Consider the following 19,343-nt stretch of genomic DNA (forward strand, 5'->3'; position numbering starts at 1 on the left):
AGGTTGTTTCCCGTGGTACCACCCTAGTTAGTGTAAGGCATGCTTTGCCTTAGACTCACTTTGCACCTCTAACGCAGGTGAGACGACGATAATTATCGGCTAGCTTACGCCGAATAGTCACCGTTACTCCGAGGTGAGTTCACTTCTGCTGTCAACCGGCTTGCACCTGACGCCGGCTCTCTGAGTGACAGGGATGAAATGATAGTCCTCATCATCGCATTGCTTTTTTTAAATTGAATGTCGATATTATAACCGAATATTCCCTGCTAAGTCAATGTAGAAATGCGGCTACTGCGATACTCTTCCGGGCTGGCGCCTACCATTTCCTTGAACATGCGGCTGAAATGGGCCAGATGGTTAAAGCCTGCCGCCCGTCCCGCCTCCGTGACGGTCATGTCCGGATGCAGCCACAGCAGGATCTTGGCCTGGTTAATGCGCCGACTGTACACATATTTCAGTACCGTTGTCCCCGTCACCTCTTTAAAGATGGCAGACAGATACGGCTTGGAAAGGTGAACCGCCTTGGCGATCTCGTCCAAGGTAAGCGGTTCATCATAATGCTGCTCTACAAACGTGATCACATGCTGGACATGCCGCTCCTTCTCGGAGTGAGAACCCTGCTCCACCACCGTTTCCGTACAGAGCTCGGCCACGAACAGAAGCAGCTCCGCAAGGCGCAGTCCCTTCCGGTCTGCAGCCCACGCTCCTTCCAGACAGGAAAGACGCTGCATTTCCTTCAGCAGAACCTCGAATTCCTCCCGCTCTGCCCCTGCAAGTCTCAGCCGATAATTACTGAGCTGCTGAAACGGCCGCAATGCAGCAGAGGACAGCTCCTTGCTCAGCCACTGATCCAGAATGTCCGGTTCAAAATGAATGATGCTGCGGACATATTGATCACCCTGCTCAAGGTGAGGACAATGCAGCGTCAGACCGTTCATGAGCAGCAGGTCACCTGGCTTCAGCGCATAGAACCGGTCCCCGATCAGATACGTGCAGGCTCCTTCATGAAAATAAAACATTTCATATTTAGTGTGAGAGTGGAATATACCGCTTGGAATGCGACGATCGTTCATGTATGTAAATTCATAGGGCTGCCCCTGCCGGGCAGGCTCACCGTGAATCTGGAATCCCGCTTTCATAAAGCTTCTGCCCCTTTACGCACCATGGATTCCTTACATTATAAACGAAAGCGCTAAGGAATACGAACCGCCTGCTGCTGGGCGATAACACAGAGCTCCCCGGCTTTAAGTGCATGCTCCTGCGTCATCGCCTTCTCCGTGCGCTCCAGGCAATCCAGAATCAGCTCCCCAAAAAAAGGATACCCGACCTTGCCACTCAGCTCCAGATGATGCTCTCCGGTTCCATTGACAAGATAGAGATGATCGCCTTGGGAACTGCGGGCAATGTCAATATATTTACGCAGCTCAATATACCCTTCGGTCCCGAGAATGATCGTTCTGCCATCTCCCCAGGTACCCAGCCCGTTCGGCGTAAACCAGTCTACCCGGAAATAGTTCGTTGCCCCGTTGTCTCCGATGAGGGTTGCATCCCCGAAATCCTCCAGCTCCGGATATTCCGGGTGTCCATAATTCGCCACCTTGCTGCTGACAACCTCTGCATTCTTGCAGCCGGCAAAGAACAGAAACTGCTCGATCTGATGGGAGCCAATATCGCATAAAATGCCGCCATACTGTGCCCGCTTGAAAAACCAGTCCGGACGGTTTCCTGCATCCAGCCGGTGCGGTCCTGTCCCCATGACTTGAATGACCCGCCCGATGGCGCCGTCCTGAATGAGATGGCCTGCATGAATTGCACTTTCTACATGCAGCCGCTCACTGTAGTAGACCATATATTTTCGTCCGGTCTCCGCCGCCTTGATTCTTGCCGCTTCCACCTGCTCCAGGGAGGTGAACGGCGTTTTGTCCGTAAAGTAGTCCTTTCCGTGGGACATCACCTGCAGGCCAAGCTCACAGCGAAGGGATGGAATCGCTGCCGCTGCAACCAGCTGCACCTCCTTGTCCTGCAGGATTTCCATCGCAGAGGACGCCACCGACACCTGAGGATACGCCTTGCAAAAGGCCTCTACCTTGGCAGGATCGGGATCATACACCCATTTCAGTACAGCGCCGGCCTCGACAAGACCGTTACACATCCCATAAATATGCCCGTGATCCAGCGACATAGCTCCAAATACGAATTCACCCGGCTTTACCACCGGCTTGGGCTTGCCCGAAGGGGCATAGTTCATCCCATTGCTCCGATCCATACTTCATCCTCCTTTATTTGCTCTATCCATCATCAGGATCTAAAGCTTCTGAACTAGATGAAAGAGTTGGACATATCTACCTCTGGTCCGGTGTCCCGCACCGTCTTCTCGTAGGTGGAGTGCTGAATACGCTCCTGCAGCTTCTCTAAATAAAGCTCCTCGTCCAGCGGCAGCTCCACCCAATCATCCAGCCAGGTAGACAAATGCATCGCATTCGAGAGCGTCAAGCCCTTAATTCCTTCTTCTCCCGGTGCAATTAATGGTGCATTGCTGTTAATAGCGTCGCTGAAATTTTGCAAAATCCCTTCATGCTGAGCGTTGCTGCCCGTAATCGGCACCTCACACTTCCAGCTTTCCGGCTGACCGAATTTGCCTTTAAAATCCCGGTTAAACTCCGGCTCACTAACCCGCAGCCTCCAGAAACTCAGCTTCTCATCCTCAATGACGATTTTGCCGCGCGTTCCGGTCACCTCCAGCCGGTTCGTTCCCGGCGCTTCCCCCGTCGTTGTGATGAACACCGCTGTGGCACCATTCTCATATTCAGCGTATGCCGTCACATCATCCTCCACCTCGATGTTGCGGTATTTACCGAATGAGCAAAAAGCCCGGACTCGTACAGGCATCATCCCCGTAACCCATTGCCACAGGTCCAGCTGATGCGGAGACTGGTTCACCAGCACACCGCCGCCTTCCCCTGCCCAGGTTGCGCGCCAGCCTCCGGAATCATAATAGCTTTGAGAGCGATACCATGAGGTAACAATATAATTGATGCGCCGAACCTCTCCAAGCTCGCCGGATTGAATCATCTCCCGCAGCTTTTGATACAGTGGATTACAGCGCTGATTGTACATAATGGAGAATACTTTCCCGCTCTTGGCCGCCGCTTCATTCATTTCCCGCACCTGCTTCGTATACACACCGGCCGGCTTTTCAATCAGCACATGCAGGCCATGCTTGAACGCTGTCATCGCTTCCTGCGGATGACCGTAATGCGGGGTCGCAATGACCACGGCATCCACTTCGCCGGAGGACATCATAGCCTCGGCATCACTCCAGATCGTAACCTCTGGCGGCAGCTCTGCCCGCGCCATCTCTTGCTTAGCCGGCTGAAGATCACAGATCGCTGCCAGGCAAGCTCCTTTGATCTTTCCTTGTGCCAGGGACTGGGCATGGCTGTATCCCATACCCAGTCCAATTACGCCTACTCTTACCTTTTCCATATGCTTCCCCTCCATATTTAATTTTAGCGCGCCCATTCTTTCATGAGTCTAACAAATGATTGCAGCATATCCTTTGAGCCGAGCACACCGCTAAAGTCTTCTACGCCAAAATATCCCTCATAGCCGACCGCCTTCAGATCTGCAAGCACCTGCGGCCAGGACGCAACGCCCTCCGCCAGCGGCGCCCATTCCGGTCTCCATTCTGTACGGCCATCCGCTGCTTGCTCACTCACAAGCCATGCATTCTTGACATGGACATGTGCAAGATAAGGGCCGAGCAGCTCCAGGCCCATTCGGTAGTTCTCATATCCCTCGTGCACCATGTTGCCAGGATCGTACAGCACGCCGATATGCTTGGAGTCAAACCGGGAAACCAGACGATGTGCCAGCGATGCGCTCGGAGCAATCGTCTTCTGGTGCGTCTCTACGAGGGCCTTCACCCCGTATTCTGCAGCCAGCTCCTCGACCTGAGCCAAATACGCTACGCCTTGTTCAAAAAGTGTGTTGTAATTGGTGCTTCGGTCATATCCCGGCACCCCGGCGCGGATGAAGGAAGCGCCAAGCAGCTTTGCTGCCTGCATGACCTTTCGTGTGCTTTCTATGTCACCACATTTTAAATAGGGAACGACGGCAAGGGATTGGATCTGCTGTTCCTCGGCGGCCCGCTTGAATCTGAGCCAGTCCTCCTGCCCCCCCTCCGGGTCCATGGAGCACCGGTTATGCTTCCAGAAAGAGGGCTGCTCATGCTTCGCCTCTGGTGGAATGCCCTTGAATCTCCATTCTATACCGTGGATTCCAGCTTCCTTCGCCGCAGCGGCCAGCTCCTCCGGCGTCAGATCTGGAACGGATACTGTAAATACTGAAAACTTCATATTGATAACTCCTCCCGGGAATAAATTCTTAGGTTGTGTTTGTGTCCTGGACTGTAATCGCTTACGATACCTTACGGCTACAGTCTACCACAGCACCTGAGATGCTTCCTACGGATTACAGAGAGTACCTTAATCTCAGTCAAACAGAGCAGGCAATTCGGGATTTACAGGCAAACGGGAAGGGTCTCTTTGTCCGGAAAGCCGCCGTGGTCTGACAAGATGAGAGAATGCAAAAAAAAGCTGTTCCCCTCAGGATTTCACAATCCGCAGGAAACAGCTCCTTTATTTTACAGCGACATAAAATAATCTTCGGGCGTCTTCTGTCGCTTCCACCCATTCAAAATCCGCGTAGCATTTCACGTCGCGGAAGCCGGCCTTCGTCAGCTCCACCTTCATCCATTCGGGGTCGTACCCCCGCTGAATGTGGGTTTCTTCAAAGCGCCGGTATATGGTGACGTCATTCTCATCTCTTGCAAAAATCGATAGATGATGCTCAATCTCACACCGGGGTGCGTCGAGCTCACAGGTCCAGATGTAGGATACGTCCGGCTCATCCAGCACAAAGGGCTGCTCTTCATCGTACCGGATCAAGGTCAGCGGGTGGTGAACATCAAATAGAAATGTTCCGCCCTCCTTTAATCCGCTGTATGTACGGGCAAACGCAGCCTGAATATCCTCTTCCTCCAGCAGGTAGTTCAAGCAATCGCAAAAGGAGATGACGGAATCCACCGGCTCCGGCAGCTCCCACTCCCGCATATCCTGCTGAACCCAGCGGACACTGCCATCCCGGTATAGCCGGCTTCCGTTCGGTGTTTCCTCCAGCTTCCGCCGGGCGATCGAGAGCATGTCTGCTGACAGATCAATCCCGGTCACCTCAAAGCCGGATTTCACAAGCGGGATCGTAATGGTGCCCGTTCCGCAGCCCAGCTCTGCCACGCTCTTCGGCATGCCATGCTTCTCCCAGGCTGTCCGGGCGAATCGCAGCCACTGCGGATAGGGCATATCCTCCATCAATTGATCATAGACATAGGCAAACTTGCGGTATGACAACATGCTGACACCACTTTCCTAACGCTTATCGTGATTATGGTCATCTCCGGCCGGGGCGTCTTCCCGCGTTGCAAGATAGGTCCAGCTTTCCTTCTGCGTAATCAGGCCGTCCTTCATCAGCTTGCCCAGGGCACGCTTGAAGGCGGATTTACTGATGCCGAAGCGCTGCTTGATAATGTCCGGCGGAGTAGCATCCGAGTAAGGCATTGCGCCGCCCGGGCGCTCCTTCAGGAAAGCAAGAAGGCGATCCGCATCATCGGTTCGTCCCACTTCCTTACGCGGCACCATCGACAGGTTGACCCGTCCGTCCTCGCGGATATGGCTGACACGAACCTTGACCTCTTCTCCAAGACGCAGCAATCGCGTACGCTCCGAGGAATGAACCATGCCAATCGCCCCGAAGCCAAGCACGCCTCCGTCGATGATAACGAAGGTGCCCATTTGCAGCGGCTTGTACACACGGGCATTGAACCACTCGTTCAGCCAGGAGTCAGGCGCATGGAACGCCAGCGGGGCCAGCTCCTGTTCTCCGGCAAGCCTTGCTCTGAGACGCCCCTGCTTGTCGTGCTCCATCATGACATACACATAGTCCCCGATCTGCGGATGCAGCTCCTTCAGCTCCGGCAGCTCACGGATGGGCAGCAGCAGCTGTCTTCCGAGCCCCATTTCGAGGAAGCAGCCCAGACGTGGATGCACGTCTGCCACCATCAGCAGCGCGGTTTCACCGAGCGTCAGATAAGGCTTTTTCATCGTAGCTGCAATCCGGTCCTCGGTATCGAAGAAAATAAACACTTCCACCGTGTCGCCCGGCTTGATTTCAGACGTCAGCTCCGAATAATGAAGCAGCACATCCCGGTCGCCGCCATCCAGAAAAAATCCGTACGGTGACACCTCCCGGGATACTTCGAGCTTCGTCATTGTTCCGGCAATCAGACTCATACGTTCTCCACCACTTTAGCGTCCGACCAAAGGCGCTCGATGTTGTAATATTCGCGCTCGTCCCGGTGGAAGATGTGAACCACAACATCCCCCAGGTCCATCAGGACCCAGCGTGCTGCATCCATGCCCTCCAGCTTGACAGGAACGCCTGCATCATGGACTCTTTTGCGGATTTCGGTCGCAATGGCCTGCACCTGGGTGTCCGAGTTCCCGTGGCAGATCACAAAATAATCAGCAACCAGCGAGATGCCCTTCAGATCCAGCGCGACAAGATTCATCGCTTTTTTATCCTCTGCGGCCGCAACGGCCATATTTAACAATTCATTCGGTGTTATGGTCATGAATTCCCCTCCATTATTGGCATTTGCTTCATTAAATCATTTCGGGCCTGTACGGTCAGCACGTAAATGGCTTTATTCTTCTCTACCAAGTGGCTGATCGTCGTTCCCAGCCCGGCGGCAAGCGCCTCTTCCAGGCTATGGTTGGCCAGTTTGCGTAATTTATTCACTCCCGGAAAATCCCTTCCGGGCTCAATATAGTCAGCCAGACAAACCACTTTCTCCAGCAGGCTCATGCCCTCACGCCCGGAGGTGTGATAGCGGATCGCATCCAGAATGTCCAGATCCTCAATTCCATATTCCTGCTGCGCTACAAACGCACCGACCTCGGCGTGCCATAGCTGCTTGTCCTCCTGCAGCAGGCCGGGATTCAGATGATTCTCTCTCAGCACCTGCTCCAGCCGATCTGTGGGCCAATATTTGGCAACATCATGCAAAATGGAGGCGAGCTCGGCTTTCACCGGGTCTGCGCCGTACTGCTCTGCCAGCTTCACCGCTGTTTCCATGACGCCGAGGGTGTGCTGCCAGCGCTTTGCAGGCATTTGAGACGACACCGCTTCCATTAGCTGCTCCCGGTTATACACGATAGATCCCGCTCCTTGTAATATAATCATAGACCGGTTCAGGCACCATATAACGTATGGATTTCCCGGCCGCCATTCTTTCACGAATGACCGTGGACGATATGTCCATCATGGGCATGTCGCAAAGATGGACACGCTGGCTAAGGAATTCAGGAAGCAGCTCCAGCTCCAGCCTGGATCCGGGACGGTTGACACCAATAAAGCTCAGCAGGCCGGACAGCTCTTCAATACGATGCCATTTCGGGAGATAGTTAACCATATCGGCTCCGATAATGAAATACAGCTCACTGTTCGGCTGCTGCTGCTTGAGCGCGGAGATCGTATCGATGGTGTAGGACACTCCTTCACGCCGGATTTCAAGATCCAGGGCCTTGAAATCCGGATGAGAGGAAATGGCCAGACAGGTCATTTCATATCTCATCTCTGCCGTCACTCCGGCCAGCACCTTATGCGGCGGCGTATGGCTCGGCATAAACCACACCTCGTCCAGTCCATAGGCCTCTCTGGCGGACTCTGCCGCCATCAGATGACCCATGTGAATGGGATCAAATGTCCCTCCCATGATCCCTGCCTTCATCGGCTTCGCCTCCTCTTATTGTAGGGTCAAGGAAGCTCGATGGTCTTATGGTCCTTGGATTCCTTGTACAGCACAATCGTTTTGCCGATAACCTGTACGATGTCTGCATCGGTTCCTTCGGCAAGCTCCGCTGCGATATCACGCGGCTCCTCCATGCAGTTATTCAGCACCGACACCTTGAGCAGCTCTCTCTTCTCGATCGCTTCGTTGATGTGACGGATCAAGTGCTCATTGCTGCCTCCCTTGCCTACCTGAAATACCGGATCCAAATGGTGGGCGAGTGCCCGTAAATGTCTTTTTTGCTTTCCAGTCAACATGCTATCTCATTACTCCCTTATCCATTTCAAATGTGATGCTATTCTTGGCTGCTGCCAGCTCTCAGAAGCTGCCCAGTACAGCCTGCCTCATAACTTCTACCGGTGCGGGCAACCCCGTCCAGTACTCCAGAGCATACGCCCCCTGATAAACAAACATCCCGAGCCCGCTGTGGACCTTACAGCCCTTAGCTTCACTGACTTCCAGCAGCTTCGTCTTCAGCGGATTGTAGATGAGGTCGCTGACCACGATTCCTTCTGGAATCCAGTCGGCACGAATCGGCAGCTCATCTACATGCGGATGCATTCCGACAGAGGTCGTGTTGATGATGACTTCTGCAGAAGCCATCACTGTCTCCGACTCTGCCTCTCCGTACCCTTGGGCCGCGCTGCCAAGCCCGGCATCCTCAGCCAGCTGCACCGCTCTTGAAGCCGTACGGTTGATGATAGATATCCGGGCCGGTGATTCCAGAGAGAGCGCATGGACGATACCCCGCGCAGCTCCGCCCGCCCCCAATACGACGACATGCTTGCCGCTGAGGTGTGGAACAGCCTCTTCCTTCAGAGATCTCACATACCCGATACCATCGGTATTGTAGCCCTTCAGGCGGCCCTGATCATTCACGATGGTGTTGACCGCCCCGATCATTCTTGCGCTCTCATCAATCTCATCCAAGTACTTCATGACCTCAACCTTGTGCGGAATCGTCACATTCACTCCGCGAAAGCCGAGCGTCCGGATCGCCTCCATAGTCTGCTGCAGCTGCTCCGGCTTCACATGAAGCGGCACATAGTGACCCGCTGCCCCCAATGCCGCTAATGCCGCATTATGCATCGCCGGCGATTTGGAATGGGCGATCGGGTCCCCCAATACCCCCAGCAGTAAAGCCCCGCTGTATTGTTCCAGCTGTTCGCTCCCCGTCATTTCCCTTCTCCCCATTTCGTTAGCTTGAGCTTGTCCGTAAAGCCCTGCTTAAATCATAGACGGGCGTGTCAGTACCCTCACGCCTTTCGGCGCATGCACAGCGGTTAAAGCGCCTTGATCCCCATTCACTTTGATCCAGCCCAGGCCCGAGATAAAGATATCCCAATTGGAGCCCTTCGGTATTCTCAGCTCATGACGCGTCCAGTCTGGCATGTGCTCCAGAGATTTCTTGGAGGGTGGTGAGAGCAGCTCGCCCGCATGATCTGCGTAAAGTGCATCTGCCCGCTCCAGCTTCGTACGGTGAATCTTCAAGCTTCCGCTGATAAAGGCAGTAAACGACTGGTGTGCTCCCTGAATGAAATCAAACCGGCACATTCCGCCGAAGAACAAGGTCTGTCCTTCATCCAGCTGATAGACCAGCGGCTTGAGCGGATTCTCTGGCATCACCACGCCCAAGTCCTCCCGAACCACCAACTCACTGAATCTCCATGGGTAAACGATTCCCGGAGTATCAATAATCGCACGTCCGTCATCCAGCGGAATATGAACCATATCCAGGGTCGTACCGGGATAACGGGAGGTGGTGAGCTCTTCATCGAGATCACTGTAATCGCGGATCAAACGATTGATCAGGGTCGATTTGCCGACATTGGTCGCGCCAACTACATATACGTCCCGGTCTCCCCGCGTTTCAGCGATCGTTTCCAGAAGCCGGTCAAAGCCCTGGTTCTTCTTGGCACTGCAGAGAACAATCTCGCTCGTCCGCAGCCCATGCTCCTTGCACTGTCTTTGCACCCAGTTGCGCAGCTTGTTCCAATTCGTCACTTTGGGGAGCAGGTCAATCTTGTTCACAGCCAGAATAACAGGGTTGTTGCCTACAAAGCGCTGCAAGCCCGATATCAGGCTGCCTTCAAAATCAAAAATATCCACGATATGAATGACAAGCGCCTCTTGATTACCGATTTGTCCCAGAAGCCGCAGAAATTCATCCTGGTCCACAGCGACCGCGGCCGCTTCGTTGTAGTTCTTAATTCGGAAGCAGCGCTGGCAAATGACCGGCTCCCGGCCGGCTGCCTTCTCTGGCAAATACCCCGGCTTGTCCTGTGATTCATGCTGAAGTGCAGCACCGCACCCCCTGCATTTCTTGATGTCTTGTCCGCCTGCCGGCTCAATCATTCCTTGTCCTCCTCTTTCCATAATCCCAGTCTGCGCAAACGGGTTAGCGCAATGCGCTCTACACGGCGATTGAAAAAACGCGTAACCCATCCCTCATCATGCAGCGCAATCGGCAGCACCAAAATGGTGAATAAGCCCAGCCGGTTTCCGCCGTACACGTCTGTAAGCATCTGATCTCCGACCACGATCGTTTGATCCGCTGTCAGATTCATCATCTTCATCGCTTTACGGAAGGGCAGATTACTCGGCTTGCGGGCTTCATGCACATATTGAATATCCAGCGGAGTGGCAAATTTCGATACGCGCTCCAGCTGGTTATTGGATACGATAATTAATTGAAATCCGATTTCCTTCACCTTTTTGAACCATTCCAGCAGCTCCGGTGTCGCGAGAGGCGCCTTGGCTCCCACCAGGGTATTATCCAAATCCGTAATAATTCCTCGGTAGCCCTGCTCGTATAGCCCCTCCAGATCAATATCGAATACGGTACTGACTCTTTCCTTGGGAATAAGCATCTTAAACAATGGATTCACCTCAATTTCATAGGAAAAACTATACCATATTCCAGAAGCTTAGTCTAAATAAACAGCTCCTGGATTTAGGATAGCCCCATTCATGAATTTGCATCAGTTTTTTTGGGTTAAAGGCCCCGTCCTTCATGAAAAAGCCGCCCGCCGTTCCGTAAAAGGAAGGCGAACGGCAGCAATCATACGGTCTTTGCCTTTTTTATACCCTTTTTCAGCCGAACTGCATCTTCATGAACAGCCCGCCACGCCTCCGGCTCCACCTGAACCGGGCTGTACCTCGCATGCTCAAAGCGGCGAAGCAGCGGCTCAAGCAGCGGCGTCAGCGCCGGCTGCTGCTCCCTCCACCGGAGCACGGATTCCCGGAGCGTTTCATTATGTCCCTGCTGCAGGCCCTTCCTGCGGACAGACCGGAGCCAGCGCTCCGTCTCTGCCACTACCTTATCCGCTGGAGTGAGCGGCTTGCCAGTCGACAGCCGGGCTCTCAGGAAACGGAAGCTCCAGCGTCTTCTCCAAATAACATAACCGAGCCACAGCAGCAGAACGATGCCAGCGGCAGTTCCAAGCAGCGCAGTCAAGCTGCCAGAGTCCTCTGAAGCCGAGGCTGCAGGAGCAGCAGCCTGCTCCTCTTCCTCCTCTTCTTCTGCAGGCGTCTCCTCTTCCGGCTCCTCTTCAGCAACAGGCTCCTGGGGCTCTGCCCCTGCCAGAATCGGCATCGTGAAGCCTGGCGTCGCTTCGACCGGAATCCAGCCGTATTCCCCGAAATAAATCTCCGCCCAGGAGTGGGCATCGGCATTGGTTACCGTATAGCTGCCCGAGGCTGTTCTGGTGCCATCCGGCGACATATACTGCTCATTCGGGACGTTGCCGGGAGCGTAGCCCTTCACCCATCGGGCGGGAATATCCAGAGAACGGGCCATCATGACCATCGAGGTGGAGAAATAATCACAATAGCCTTCCTGGATCTCAAACAAGAAGCTGTCTACAAAATCATCGCTGCGTTTGTTAGACAGATCCGGAGCATTCGTATAGGAGAATTCACTGCTTTGCAAATATTGCTGCAGCAGCAATACCTTCTCATACGGGGTGTCTCCGTTCTGTGTCACTTCCTCGGCCAGCCCGCGGACCCGGTCCGGGAAATCGGAAGGGATCTGGTAATAGCTCACATCCATCGGAGCATTAGCATACAGCTCATCTGCGGATTTCTCCTTCAGCTCCTCCCACGAAATCATCGGAATCTCCGAGGTAACGGTATACTGCTTCGGATAGGCGGGCTGTCTGGACTCGGATGTGAAATGAAGCTCAGCGCCCTCCCTCTTCCAGCGGAGCTCACTGTCTTGTGGCAGCTCCACCTCATCGACGCGGGACATGGAGTACGCTCCGAACAGAACCGGATAAACCTCATCATTCAGCATCGTTACGCTCTGCTCCACCGTTGTGGACGGCACGCTGCCCTGTCCTTCTGATGGAAGCTGCTGACCGGGATCAATCGACTGGCTCCCGCGAGTTCTCTGTCTGTTAGTCCAGCCTGTACCGGAGTAGGTAGAGCGGGTCTCGCCGCGCCAATAGCTTCGCTCCTCCGAGGCAATCGACATAACCGGAGAATAGTCGAAGTTAAAGCCGCCTCCCAGGTTGTTATCCTCCCGCCCATAGCCGGAGGTGCTCTCTCCCCCCGGATTCAGCAGGGTTCCAAGGCCCCCGAGGCCGCCAGAACCGCTGGAAAGAGGCATACCTCTCCATTCTCTCCAGGCCGTATAAGGGTCTGTTAACGAGGGCTGAACCGTCGGCATATTAACGCCGGCAAATATAATCAGCGAGAAGATGACCAGAATGTTACCCAATATTTTCAGCGGATTTCTTCGCAGAAGTGCCCAGCCCTGCGGAAAACGGCGGCGAAACCGGTTGAAATGCTCGGTCACCAGCCAAGCCATCCCGATACCGGCAACCCAAGCCGTTTCCTTCCACAGCTCCGTGGCGGTGAAGGAATCCAGAATACCAAAGGCCACAATATTCAGGCCGACGACCAGTAAAACCTTGCGCTTGCTGTTCACCCATACCGCTATAAAGTTAAAGATCGCCCAGGCCGCAAGCGCAAACCATATATAAGGAAGCACATGCTGGTACTGATCATCTCGGAAGATCTCACCCAGTCGGTCAGGGACCGGAATACTGTAGCTGGACAGCGTCTGGAAGACGGCATACACAATAAGTGCCAGCTGCAGCGGTACCCGAATGATTCGCTTGAGGAATACCATCGCCTCAATGACGGCTGTAATAGCTAACGCTGTCATGATGCCAGCGGTAGTCTCTTCAAACAGCAGCGGCTCCGTGAAAGACACCCATTGCTGCAGCAGCAGCCAAATCCATAAGAGCTTGAGGATATGGAGCAGCCAGGAGGAATGATGCTTATGTGTCATGATGCCCTCCCTCCTAACGCAAGCGGCAGCTCTTCCAGAGAAGAGACTGTGTATAGCAGCAGTCCTCGGGATTGCAGATAAGAAGTGTAATCTCCGGGCTCTGCAGACTTCTCTGCAGCTGCAATCTTCAACAAACACGGATTCATGCCACGGTTCTCCGCCCATCGGATACATGACACCGCTTCTTCTCCTACTTCCGGAGTAATGATCAGCAGCAGGCAGCCTTTGGGAAGCTCACGCCCTGACCTTTCCAGCGAGGACAGCAGGCTCTCCTTCCGGTCAGCATCTACATCGACCAGATGCTGCAGCATGGACATCCGCTCCCCTTGGGACGTGCTGGGCATAAACAGCTTGTTCTCCTTGCCTGCGGTAAACAATCCGATGCCGGCCTGCTCCCGAGCGCCGGATTCCAGCAAAGATGCTGCCGCAGACACCGCCGTTTCAAACTGTGCGGTGCTGCGGTACCCCTGGGCTTTGCAGTCCAGGAGGATCAGGGTCTGCGGAAAAGATTCATGCTCAAACTCCTTCGATTTCCAGGAGCCGGTCTTCGCTGTAGCGTTCCAATGAATCCGGGAAATCCGGTCACCGTACACATAATCACGAACTCCATTAATTTGTGTTGTTTCCCGCCGGGAGGCTGCGGTGGTTGTCTGAGCCCCGCCGCCGCGAACATTGCGAAGCTGACGCTGCCATCCCAATAGCGGAATCGTTCTCGGGAGTACGCGGAAGGAGGTGTTCAGCTCGAAGCCTCCGCGATGCTCCATCAGTCCGAAGATATCCTCACTAACGCACTCTGTACGCTGAAAGGTATAGTGGCCACGCTCCAGAGCAGGTGTCTGGAACAGCAGTTCTCCCGTGCCGCGCAGGTTCGGGATTACACTTTCCTCAAAGGACCAGGAATCCCCGTTATGCCGCTTTAGTACCTCCCGCACAATCAAATACGGCATGGGCAGCAGGCCCGGAACGGTAACCTGAATGCTGACCTGAACCTGCTCCCCGGCATGAAGCACACCCTCCTGCTGGTCTGACGCCGTTACCGTTCGAGCCGCTTTGACCCGGTTGACTCCCCCCATGCCAAAGCCGATCAGATAGATGGCCAGCAGGCTGACCATGGAGAAGAGCATAAGCGAGGTTTTGCCGCCTTGAAAAAGAACATATAGCAGCACCATGCACCAAACAGTAAGGATCGCTGCGAGATTTCCCGGCTTGATGCCTTTCATGGACATGGATCGTTGATGGCGCATGGCCTATCTCCCCATCTGAACCGGCACTTTGACCTGCCGCAGAATAAATTCCAGTACGGACAGCGTCGTCGTCTTATCCAGCCGGGCTTCCGGACGCAGCATGATCCGGTGGGACAGCACATATGGCGCAAGAATTTTCACATCATCGGGCAGCACATAATCTCTCTCCTGCAAAAAAGCGTAGGCCTTCACGGCATTCATGAAGGAGATCGTCGCCCGAGGGCTCGCCCCCAGCAGAACTGCCGGATGCTCCCGCGTCGATCTGGTAATGCCGAGCAGGTAGTCCGCAACCGGCTCTCCAAGAAACACATCCTGGATTTCGCGCTGTATGGAAGCGATGGTCTCCATGGAGGTGACCGGCTGCAGCTTGTCCGTCATCTGGCCGTGACGGGAGCGGAAGAGCAGCTCCTTCTCGGTATTGGCATCGGGATACCCCAGGCTAAGCTTCAGCATGAAGCGGTCCAGCTGGGCCTCCGGCAGCATGTAGGTGCCTTCGAAGTCAATCGGATTCTGTGTCGCACAAAGCATAAAGGGATGCGGCAGCTCATGCGTCTCGCCATCCACCGTTACACTTCGCTCCTCCATGACCTCCAGCAGCGCAGACTGCGTCTTCGTGGTCGCCCGGTTGATTTCGTCAGCCAGCAAAATATGAGTCATGACAGGACCCGGACGGAAGTAAAACTGCTCGTCCCGGGGATGAAACACAGAAACTCCGGTAATATCACTCGGCAAAATGTCGGGGTTACATTGAATCCGGCGGTAATCCCCCTGCATCGTTCGGGCAAGAGCCTTGATCAGCTGGGTTTTCCCGGTTCCCGGTACATCCTCTATCAATACGTGTCCGCCGGCAAGCATGGCGGTAAGCAGCAGCTGAATTTCAAACTCCTTACCGAGCAGGCACGATTCCAGGTTGGATCGCACGGATGAGATGATGCGGATCGATTCTTGGCTTACGGGCATGTATGATAAACCTCCTGTTAGGGAATAAATAGTTGATTTACAACTATTGTACATGATCCCGGGCGCAGAGTACATTCGCCCCCTTGAACCCGCCCTTTTTTTCTGCCGTAGCCCCCCTTATAAACAACAAGAAGCACGGCAGTGACCGGAGAATGCCTCCGATCCCGCCATGCTTCTATTGGAATAGTTATGGACTTAGCCCTTTGGCCGGACAAACAGCGCCGCCAGAAACGAGAATATAATGGCTGACGAAATACCGGCACTCGTCACCTCGAAAATACCCGTGACAACACCAATCCAGCCATCCCGCTCCAGCTCGGTGAGCGCCCCATGAACCAGAGCGTTTCCGAAGCTTGTAATAGGAACTGAGGCTCCCGCCCCCGCGAATTTAACCAAAGGATCGTACAGTCCAAAGGCTTCAACAACCGCACCCGACACCACCAGGGTACTCATCGTATGGGCGGGGGTCAGCTTGGCTCCGTCCATGAGCAGCTGTCCAATGACACAAATCAGGCCCCCGATCAGAAATGCCCAGAGAAACTGCATGGTCTTTAACCTCCCATCTCCAGTGATACGGCATGTGCAATGCAGGGGATGCTTTCTCCCTGCTGATATGAAATCGGCGACAGCAGTGCTCCCGTGGCGACAACCAGCACCTTCTGCAGCTTCCCGCTGTTCATTTGCTTCAAAATATGACCGTAGGTCACGACAGCAGAGCAGCCGCAGCCACTTCCGCCCGCCAGGGCGTATTTCTGCTTGTCGCGGTCGTAAATCATGAGGCCGCAGTCCATGAAGTTCGTTTGATCCATGGCGATGCCCTCCTGCAGCAGCAGCTCCCGGGTAATAGGATGCCCGACAGAAGCCAGGTCTCCTGTGACGATCAAATCGTAATAATCCGGGGTGCGCCCGGTGTCCTTCAGGTGCGCCGAGATCGTGTCGGCCGCTGCCGGGGCCATGGCCGTGCCCATGTTAAAAGGGTCCTTGACACCCAGGTCCATGACCTTGCCAATGGTGGCATGTGTAACGCGCGGTCCCTTCCCTTGGTTCGTGACGACAGAGCACCCTGCACCTGTTACGGTGTACTGGGCGTACGGCGGCTTCTGCGAGCCGTATTCCGTCGGATACCGGAACTGCTTCTCTACGGTGCAGTTATGGCTGGCGGTCCCTGCCATCGCATACCGGGCTGCGCCGGAATCCACCAGAAGCGAGGCCACCGCCAGACTCTCCATGGAGGTTGAGCAGGCCCCGAACACGCCGAGATAAGGAACGCCCATCTGGCGGGCAGCAAAGGAGCTGCTAATAATCTGATTCATCAGATCTCCCCCGACATAGAACTGCAGCTGCTCCTCCTGAATCCCCGCAAGCTCCAGTGCTTTTCGGGCCGCATCCTCCAGAAGGCGGCGTTCGCCCTTCTCCCAGGTTTTTTCATTAATTTCAAGGTTGTCGTAGATGAAGTCAAAATCCTCGGCAAGCGGTCCCTCGCCCTCTTCCGGGCCGACAATGGAGGAGGACCCAATAATGACAGGCCGATGCTCATACTCCCAGGTTTGTCCGTTAACCTTCATACGTCACTGGCCTCCTCCGGCACCCAGCAGGGCATATATAATTCCGATCACAAAAGCAGCCACCGTACCGAACACAATGACCGAGCCCGCGAGCTTGAACATGCTGGCTCCTACCCCCAGCACCAGCCCCTCTGCTCGATGCTCAAGCGCGGCAGAGCACATGGAGTTGGCAAAGCCGGTGACCGGGACAGCCGTCCCCGCCCCTGCCCATTGAGCAATCTTGTCGTACACCCCGAAGGAGGTCAAAATGACAGAGATCAGGATCATGACCGCTACGGTCGGGTTAGAGGCTTCTTTCGTGCTCATATCAAAAAACGTCATAAAAAACTGCTGAATGGCTTGTCCGATAATGCAGATGAAGCCGCCGACAACAAAGGCCTTTAGGCAGTTTTTCATAATCTGACCCGGCGGCTGATGCTTCTGAGCGACCGCTTTGTATTCCTCTGCACTCATGGAGCTGACCTTGGAGCCGGTATTAGAGCTGGACTTGGAGTCTGGCAATGTAAAAGCACCTCCGCTGTAAATTCAAACCTAAATCTGTGCCGGTTATATCCCGGCGCTGTTAATAACATTATGGATTGTAAAGACTTGCTTTATGTTTGGGTAAATCATCCATGCCCGCGGCGGCATCGCTGCAGCCGCCGCGGACAAGGACATTATAAGAGAAGCACGATGACCAGCAGCACAAACAGCAGCAGGATCATAAGCCTGCTCTGCCAAAGCCGCCGGCATGGATCACGCTCCCAAGGCCGGCATCTCATTGCTCTCCCTCCCTGTGCCCTAGAGGATATGAAATTAAGATATGGTATTCAGTGCTGCATGGATATGTACCTGACTGCAAGGAGAGCTATGTGCGTGGACTTTTGTGTCGGAACAGCGCATACTAAAGAGTGCAATATTAAAATTTACAGCGAACAAAGGAGTTTATAGCATGAAACAATCAACCCTGGATCTGCTCCGCACCTTAACAGAATTTCCGGCTGCTCCCGGCTTTGAGCGTGACCTCCGTGCCTTGGTCAAGGAGAAGCTGTCCCCGTACACTGACGAATTTGTCCAGGACCGGCTTGGCAGCATCTTTGGCGTGCTGCGCGGCAAGAAGAAGGGTCCAAAGGTCATGGTTGCCGGACATATGGATGAGGTCGGGTTTATGGTTACTGGCATTACAGAAGCGGGTATGGTGAAATTCCAGCCGCTGGGCGGCTGGTGGAGCCAGACTGTACTGGCCCAGCGCCTGCAGATTATAACCAAGCAGGGGCCGGTCGTCGGGGTTGTCGGCTCTGTACCGACTCATCTGCTGGATGATGCCCAGCGCAGCAAGCCTGTGGACATGAAGAGTATGTATATTGATATTGGCGCTGATAACAAGAGTGAGGCGGAAGCCTTCGGAATTACACCGGGACAGCAGATTCTTCCGATCTGTGATTTCACACCACTGGCCAACCCTAAAAAAATCATGGCCAAGGCCTGGGACAACCGGTACGGCGTTGGGCTTGCCATTGAGCTGGTTGAGGCTCTTCATGGCGAAGAGCTTCCAAATACACTGTATGCCGGAGCCACTGTTCAGGAAGAGCTGGGCCTGCGGGGTGCACGGACCTCAGCGAACCTGATTCAGCCTGACGTCTTCTTTGGGCTGGATGCCAGCGCGGCCAATGATATGACCGGTGACAAGAGCCAGTTTGGTCAACTGGGCCAGGGTGCCCTGCTGCGTATTTTTGATCCTACCATGCTGACACATCGCGGGATGGTAGAGTATGTACAGGACACAGCAGACACTCACCGGATCAAGTACCAGTACTTCGTATCTCCCGGCGGAACGGATGCGGGCCAGGTCCATCTCAGCGGCATCGGTGTTCCTTCTACCATTATTGGCATCTGCTCCCGCTACATTCACACCTCCTCCTCCATCATCCATACCGATGACTACGAGGCGGCCAAGGAACTGCTGATCAAGCTCGTTAAAGGATTAGACGAGACGACGCTGAACACCATTCTCGAACGCTCCTGACCATATAAAAGGCTGGGCACCTGATTCATCGGCGCCCAGCCTTTTGATTTATAATTTGCATAAAAAAAGAGCCTCCTGACGGTCTGAGAGGGGGTGTTTCTCACCGACAGGCAGGCCAGGACGAAAATCAACAATAGAAAGCTGCAGAGCAGACACGCCTGAGACTGGGGAATTGCGGGTTTAGCCCTGCAACAAATGAGTCCCACCATTTAACCGCTGAATAAACCAGCAATTCACCATTGACTGTCGGCAGCCTGCTCCAGCATCTTCTGTGTTAGTATCATTAACACAGATTCGGGTAGATGGGAGTGGCCTTCACTTATCTTTCGTCCTTGATGATCATTATATGCAGAGATCCAGCAAATAT

General features: G+C 54.3%; 20 protein-coding genes and 1 other annotated feature (1 of these 21 cut by a window edge). Of the genes, 1 reads left to right on the forward strand and 19 read right to left on the reverse strand.

Annotation, left to right across the window (positions count from 1 at the left end):
* Positions 1 to 224 (reverse strand) — a binding site (T-box leader); it reaches 12 nt to the left of the window's first position.
* Between the two features lie 42 nt (positions 225 to 266).
* The 19 genes from JJQ72_RS04810 to spoVAC all read right to left on the reverse strand — a co-directional run bounded on the left by JJQ72_RS04810 (position 267) and on the right by spoVAC (position 17,424).
* The gene (locus tag JJQ72_RS04810) at positions 267 to 1,139 is read right to left on the reverse strand and encodes a helix-turn-helix transcriptional regulator (protein WP_208202940.1); all 873 of its coding nucleotides are present in this window, start codon (positions 1,137 to 1,139) and stop codon (positions 267 to 269) included.
* A 53-nt stretch (positions 1,140 to 1,192) separates the two neighbouring features.
* Positions 1,193 to 2,266 carry a Gfo/Idh/MocA family protein gene (locus JJQ72_RS04815; RefSeq protein ID WP_138225207.1) on the reverse strand — a complete coding sequence of 358 codons (1,074 nt, stop codon included), beginning with the start codon at positions 2,264 to 2,266 and terminating at the stop codon, positions 1,193 to 1,195.
* Between the two features lie 53 nt (positions 2,267 to 2,319).
* The gene (locus tag JJQ72_RS04820) at positions 2,320 to 3,486 is read right to left on the reverse strand and encodes a Gfo/Idh/MocA family protein (RefSeq protein ID WP_138225206.1); all 1,167 of its coding nucleotides are present in this window, start codon (positions 3,484 to 3,486) and stop codon (positions 2,320 to 2,322) included.
* 23 nt (positions 3,487 to 3,509) lie between these two features.
* Positions 3,510 to 4,358, reverse strand: coding sequence for a sugar phosphate isomerase/epimerase family protein (locus JJQ72_RS04825; protein WP_138225205.1), 849 nt, complete (start codon positions 4,356 to 4,358; stop codon positions 3,510 to 3,512).
* A 282-nt stretch (positions 4,359 to 4,640) separates the two neighbouring features.
* Positions 4,641 to 5,411, reverse strand: a complete 771-nt coding sequence (locus JJQ72_RS04830) for a class I SAM-dependent DNA methyltransferase (protein WP_208202941.1) — start codon at positions 5,409 to 5,411, stop codon at positions 4,641 to 4,643.
* A 15-nt stretch (positions 5,412 to 5,426) separates the two neighbouring features.
* On the reverse strand, positions 5,427 to 6,347 hold the full coding sequence (locus JJQ72_RS04835) for a CvfB family protein (protein ID WP_208202942.1): 921 nt from the start codon (positions 6,345 to 6,347) through the stop codon (positions 5,427 to 5,429).
* Positions 6,344 to 6,688, reverse strand: coding sequence for a ribosome silencing factor (gene rsfS / locus JJQ72_RS04840; protein ID WP_208202943.1), 345 nt, complete (start codon positions 6,686 to 6,688; stop codon positions 6,344 to 6,346). The genes JJQ72_RS04835 and rsfS overlap by 4 nt, the downstream gene beginning before the upstream one ends.
* Positions 6,685 to 7,272, reverse strand: a complete 588-nt coding sequence (gene yqeK, locus JJQ72_RS04845) for a bis(5'-nucleosyl)-tetraphosphatase (symmetrical) YqeK (protein ID WP_138227674.1) — start codon at positions 7,270 to 7,272, stop codon at positions 6,685 to 6,687. The genes rsfS and yqeK overlap by 4 nt, the downstream gene beginning before the upstream one ends.
* Complete coding sequence (gene nadD / locus JJQ72_RS04850) at positions 7,262 to 7,846, reverse strand: nicotinate-nucleotide adenylyltransferase (protein ID WP_138225201.1); 585 nt, start codon at positions 7,844 to 7,846, stop codon at positions 7,262 to 7,264. Before nadD ends, yqeK begins: the two co-directional genes overlap by 11 nt.
* A 26-nt stretch (positions 7,847 to 7,872) precedes the next feature.
* Positions 7,873 to 8,163: a ribosome assembly RNA-binding protein YhbY gene (gene yhbY, locus JJQ72_RS04855; protein ID WP_138225200.1), complete on the reverse strand. Its 291-nt coding sequence runs from the start codon at positions 8,161 to 8,163 to the stop codon at positions 7,873 to 7,875.
* A gap of 61 nt (positions 8,164 to 8,224) precedes the next feature.
* Positions 8,225 to 9,085: a shikimate dehydrogenase gene (aroE, locus tag JJQ72_RS04860; RefSeq protein ID WP_208202944.1), complete on the reverse strand. Its 861-nt coding sequence runs from the start codon at positions 9,083 to 9,085 to the stop codon at positions 8,225 to 8,227.
* 48 nt (positions 9,086 to 9,133) lie between these two features.
* Positions 9,134 to 10,261 (reverse strand): ribosome biogenesis GTPase YqeH, encoded by a 1,128-nt coding sequence (gene yqeH / locus JJQ72_RS04865; RefSeq protein WP_138225198.1) that lies wholly within the window; start codon positions 10,259 to 10,261, stop codon positions 9,134 to 9,136.
* Positions 10,258 to 10,785, reverse strand: a complete 528-nt coding sequence (locus JJQ72_RS04870) for a YqeG family HAD IIIA-type phosphatase (RefSeq protein WP_208202945.1) — start codon at positions 10,783 to 10,785, stop codon at positions 10,258 to 10,260. The genes yqeH and JJQ72_RS04870 overlap by 4 nt, the downstream gene beginning before the upstream one ends.
* A 182-nt stretch (positions 10,786 to 10,967) precedes the next feature.
* Positions 10,968 to 13,202 (reverse strand): transglutaminase TgpA family protein, encoded by a 2,235-nt coding sequence (locus tag JJQ72_RS04875; protein WP_208202946.1) that lies wholly within the window; start codon positions 13,200 to 13,202, stop codon positions 10,968 to 10,970.
* Positions 13,199 to 14,446 (reverse strand): DUF58 domain-containing protein, encoded by a 1,248-nt coding sequence (locus JJQ72_RS04880; protein WP_138225195.1) that lies wholly within the window; start codon positions 14,444 to 14,446, stop codon positions 13,199 to 13,201. The genes JJQ72_RS04875 and JJQ72_RS04880 overlap by 4 nt, the downstream gene beginning before the upstream one ends.
* A gap of 3 nt (positions 14,447 to 14,449) precedes the next feature.
* Positions 14,450 to 15,406 carry an AAA family ATPase gene (locus JJQ72_RS04885; RefSeq protein WP_138225194.1) on the reverse strand — a complete coding sequence of 319 codons (957 nt, stop codon included), beginning with the start codon at positions 15,404 to 15,406 and terminating at the stop codon, positions 14,450 to 14,452.
* 195 nt (positions 15,407 to 15,601) lie between these two features.
* The gene (gene spoVAE, locus JJQ72_RS04890; RefSeq protein ID WP_138225193.1) at positions 15,602 to 15,952 is read right to left on the reverse strand and encodes a stage V sporulation protein AE; all 351 of its coding nucleotides are present in this window, start codon (positions 15,950 to 15,952) and stop codon (positions 15,602 to 15,604) included.
* 5 nt (positions 15,953 to 15,957) lie between these two features.
* A complete protein-coding gene (gene spoVAD / locus JJQ72_RS04895; protein WP_138225192.1) occupies positions 15,958 to 16,971 on the reverse strand; it encodes a stage V sporulation protein AD in 1,014 nt (337 codons plus the stop codon).
* Between the two features lie 3 nt (positions 16,972 to 16,974).
* Positions 16,975 to 17,424: a stage V sporulation protein AC gene (spoVAC, locus tag JJQ72_RS04900; protein WP_138227673.1), complete on the reverse strand. Its 450-nt coding sequence runs from the start codon at positions 17,422 to 17,424 to the stop codon at positions 16,975 to 16,977.
* A 478-nt stretch (positions 17,425 to 17,902) separates the two neighbouring features.
* Between spoVAC and JJQ72_RS04905 the strand changes: the two genes are divergently transcribed.
* A complete protein-coding gene (locus tag JJQ72_RS04905) occupies positions 17,903 to 18,976 on the forward strand; it encodes a M42 family metallopeptidase (RefSeq protein ID WP_138225191.1) in 1,074 nt (357 codons plus the stop codon).
* Positions 18,977 to 19,343: the final 367 nt, after the last annotated feature.

This window comes from Paenibacillus sp. F411 (genome assembly GCF_017582705.1).
GTDB lineage: Bacteria > Bacillota > Bacilli > Paenibacillales > Paenibacillaceae > Paenibacillus_AQ > Paenibacillus_AQ algicola.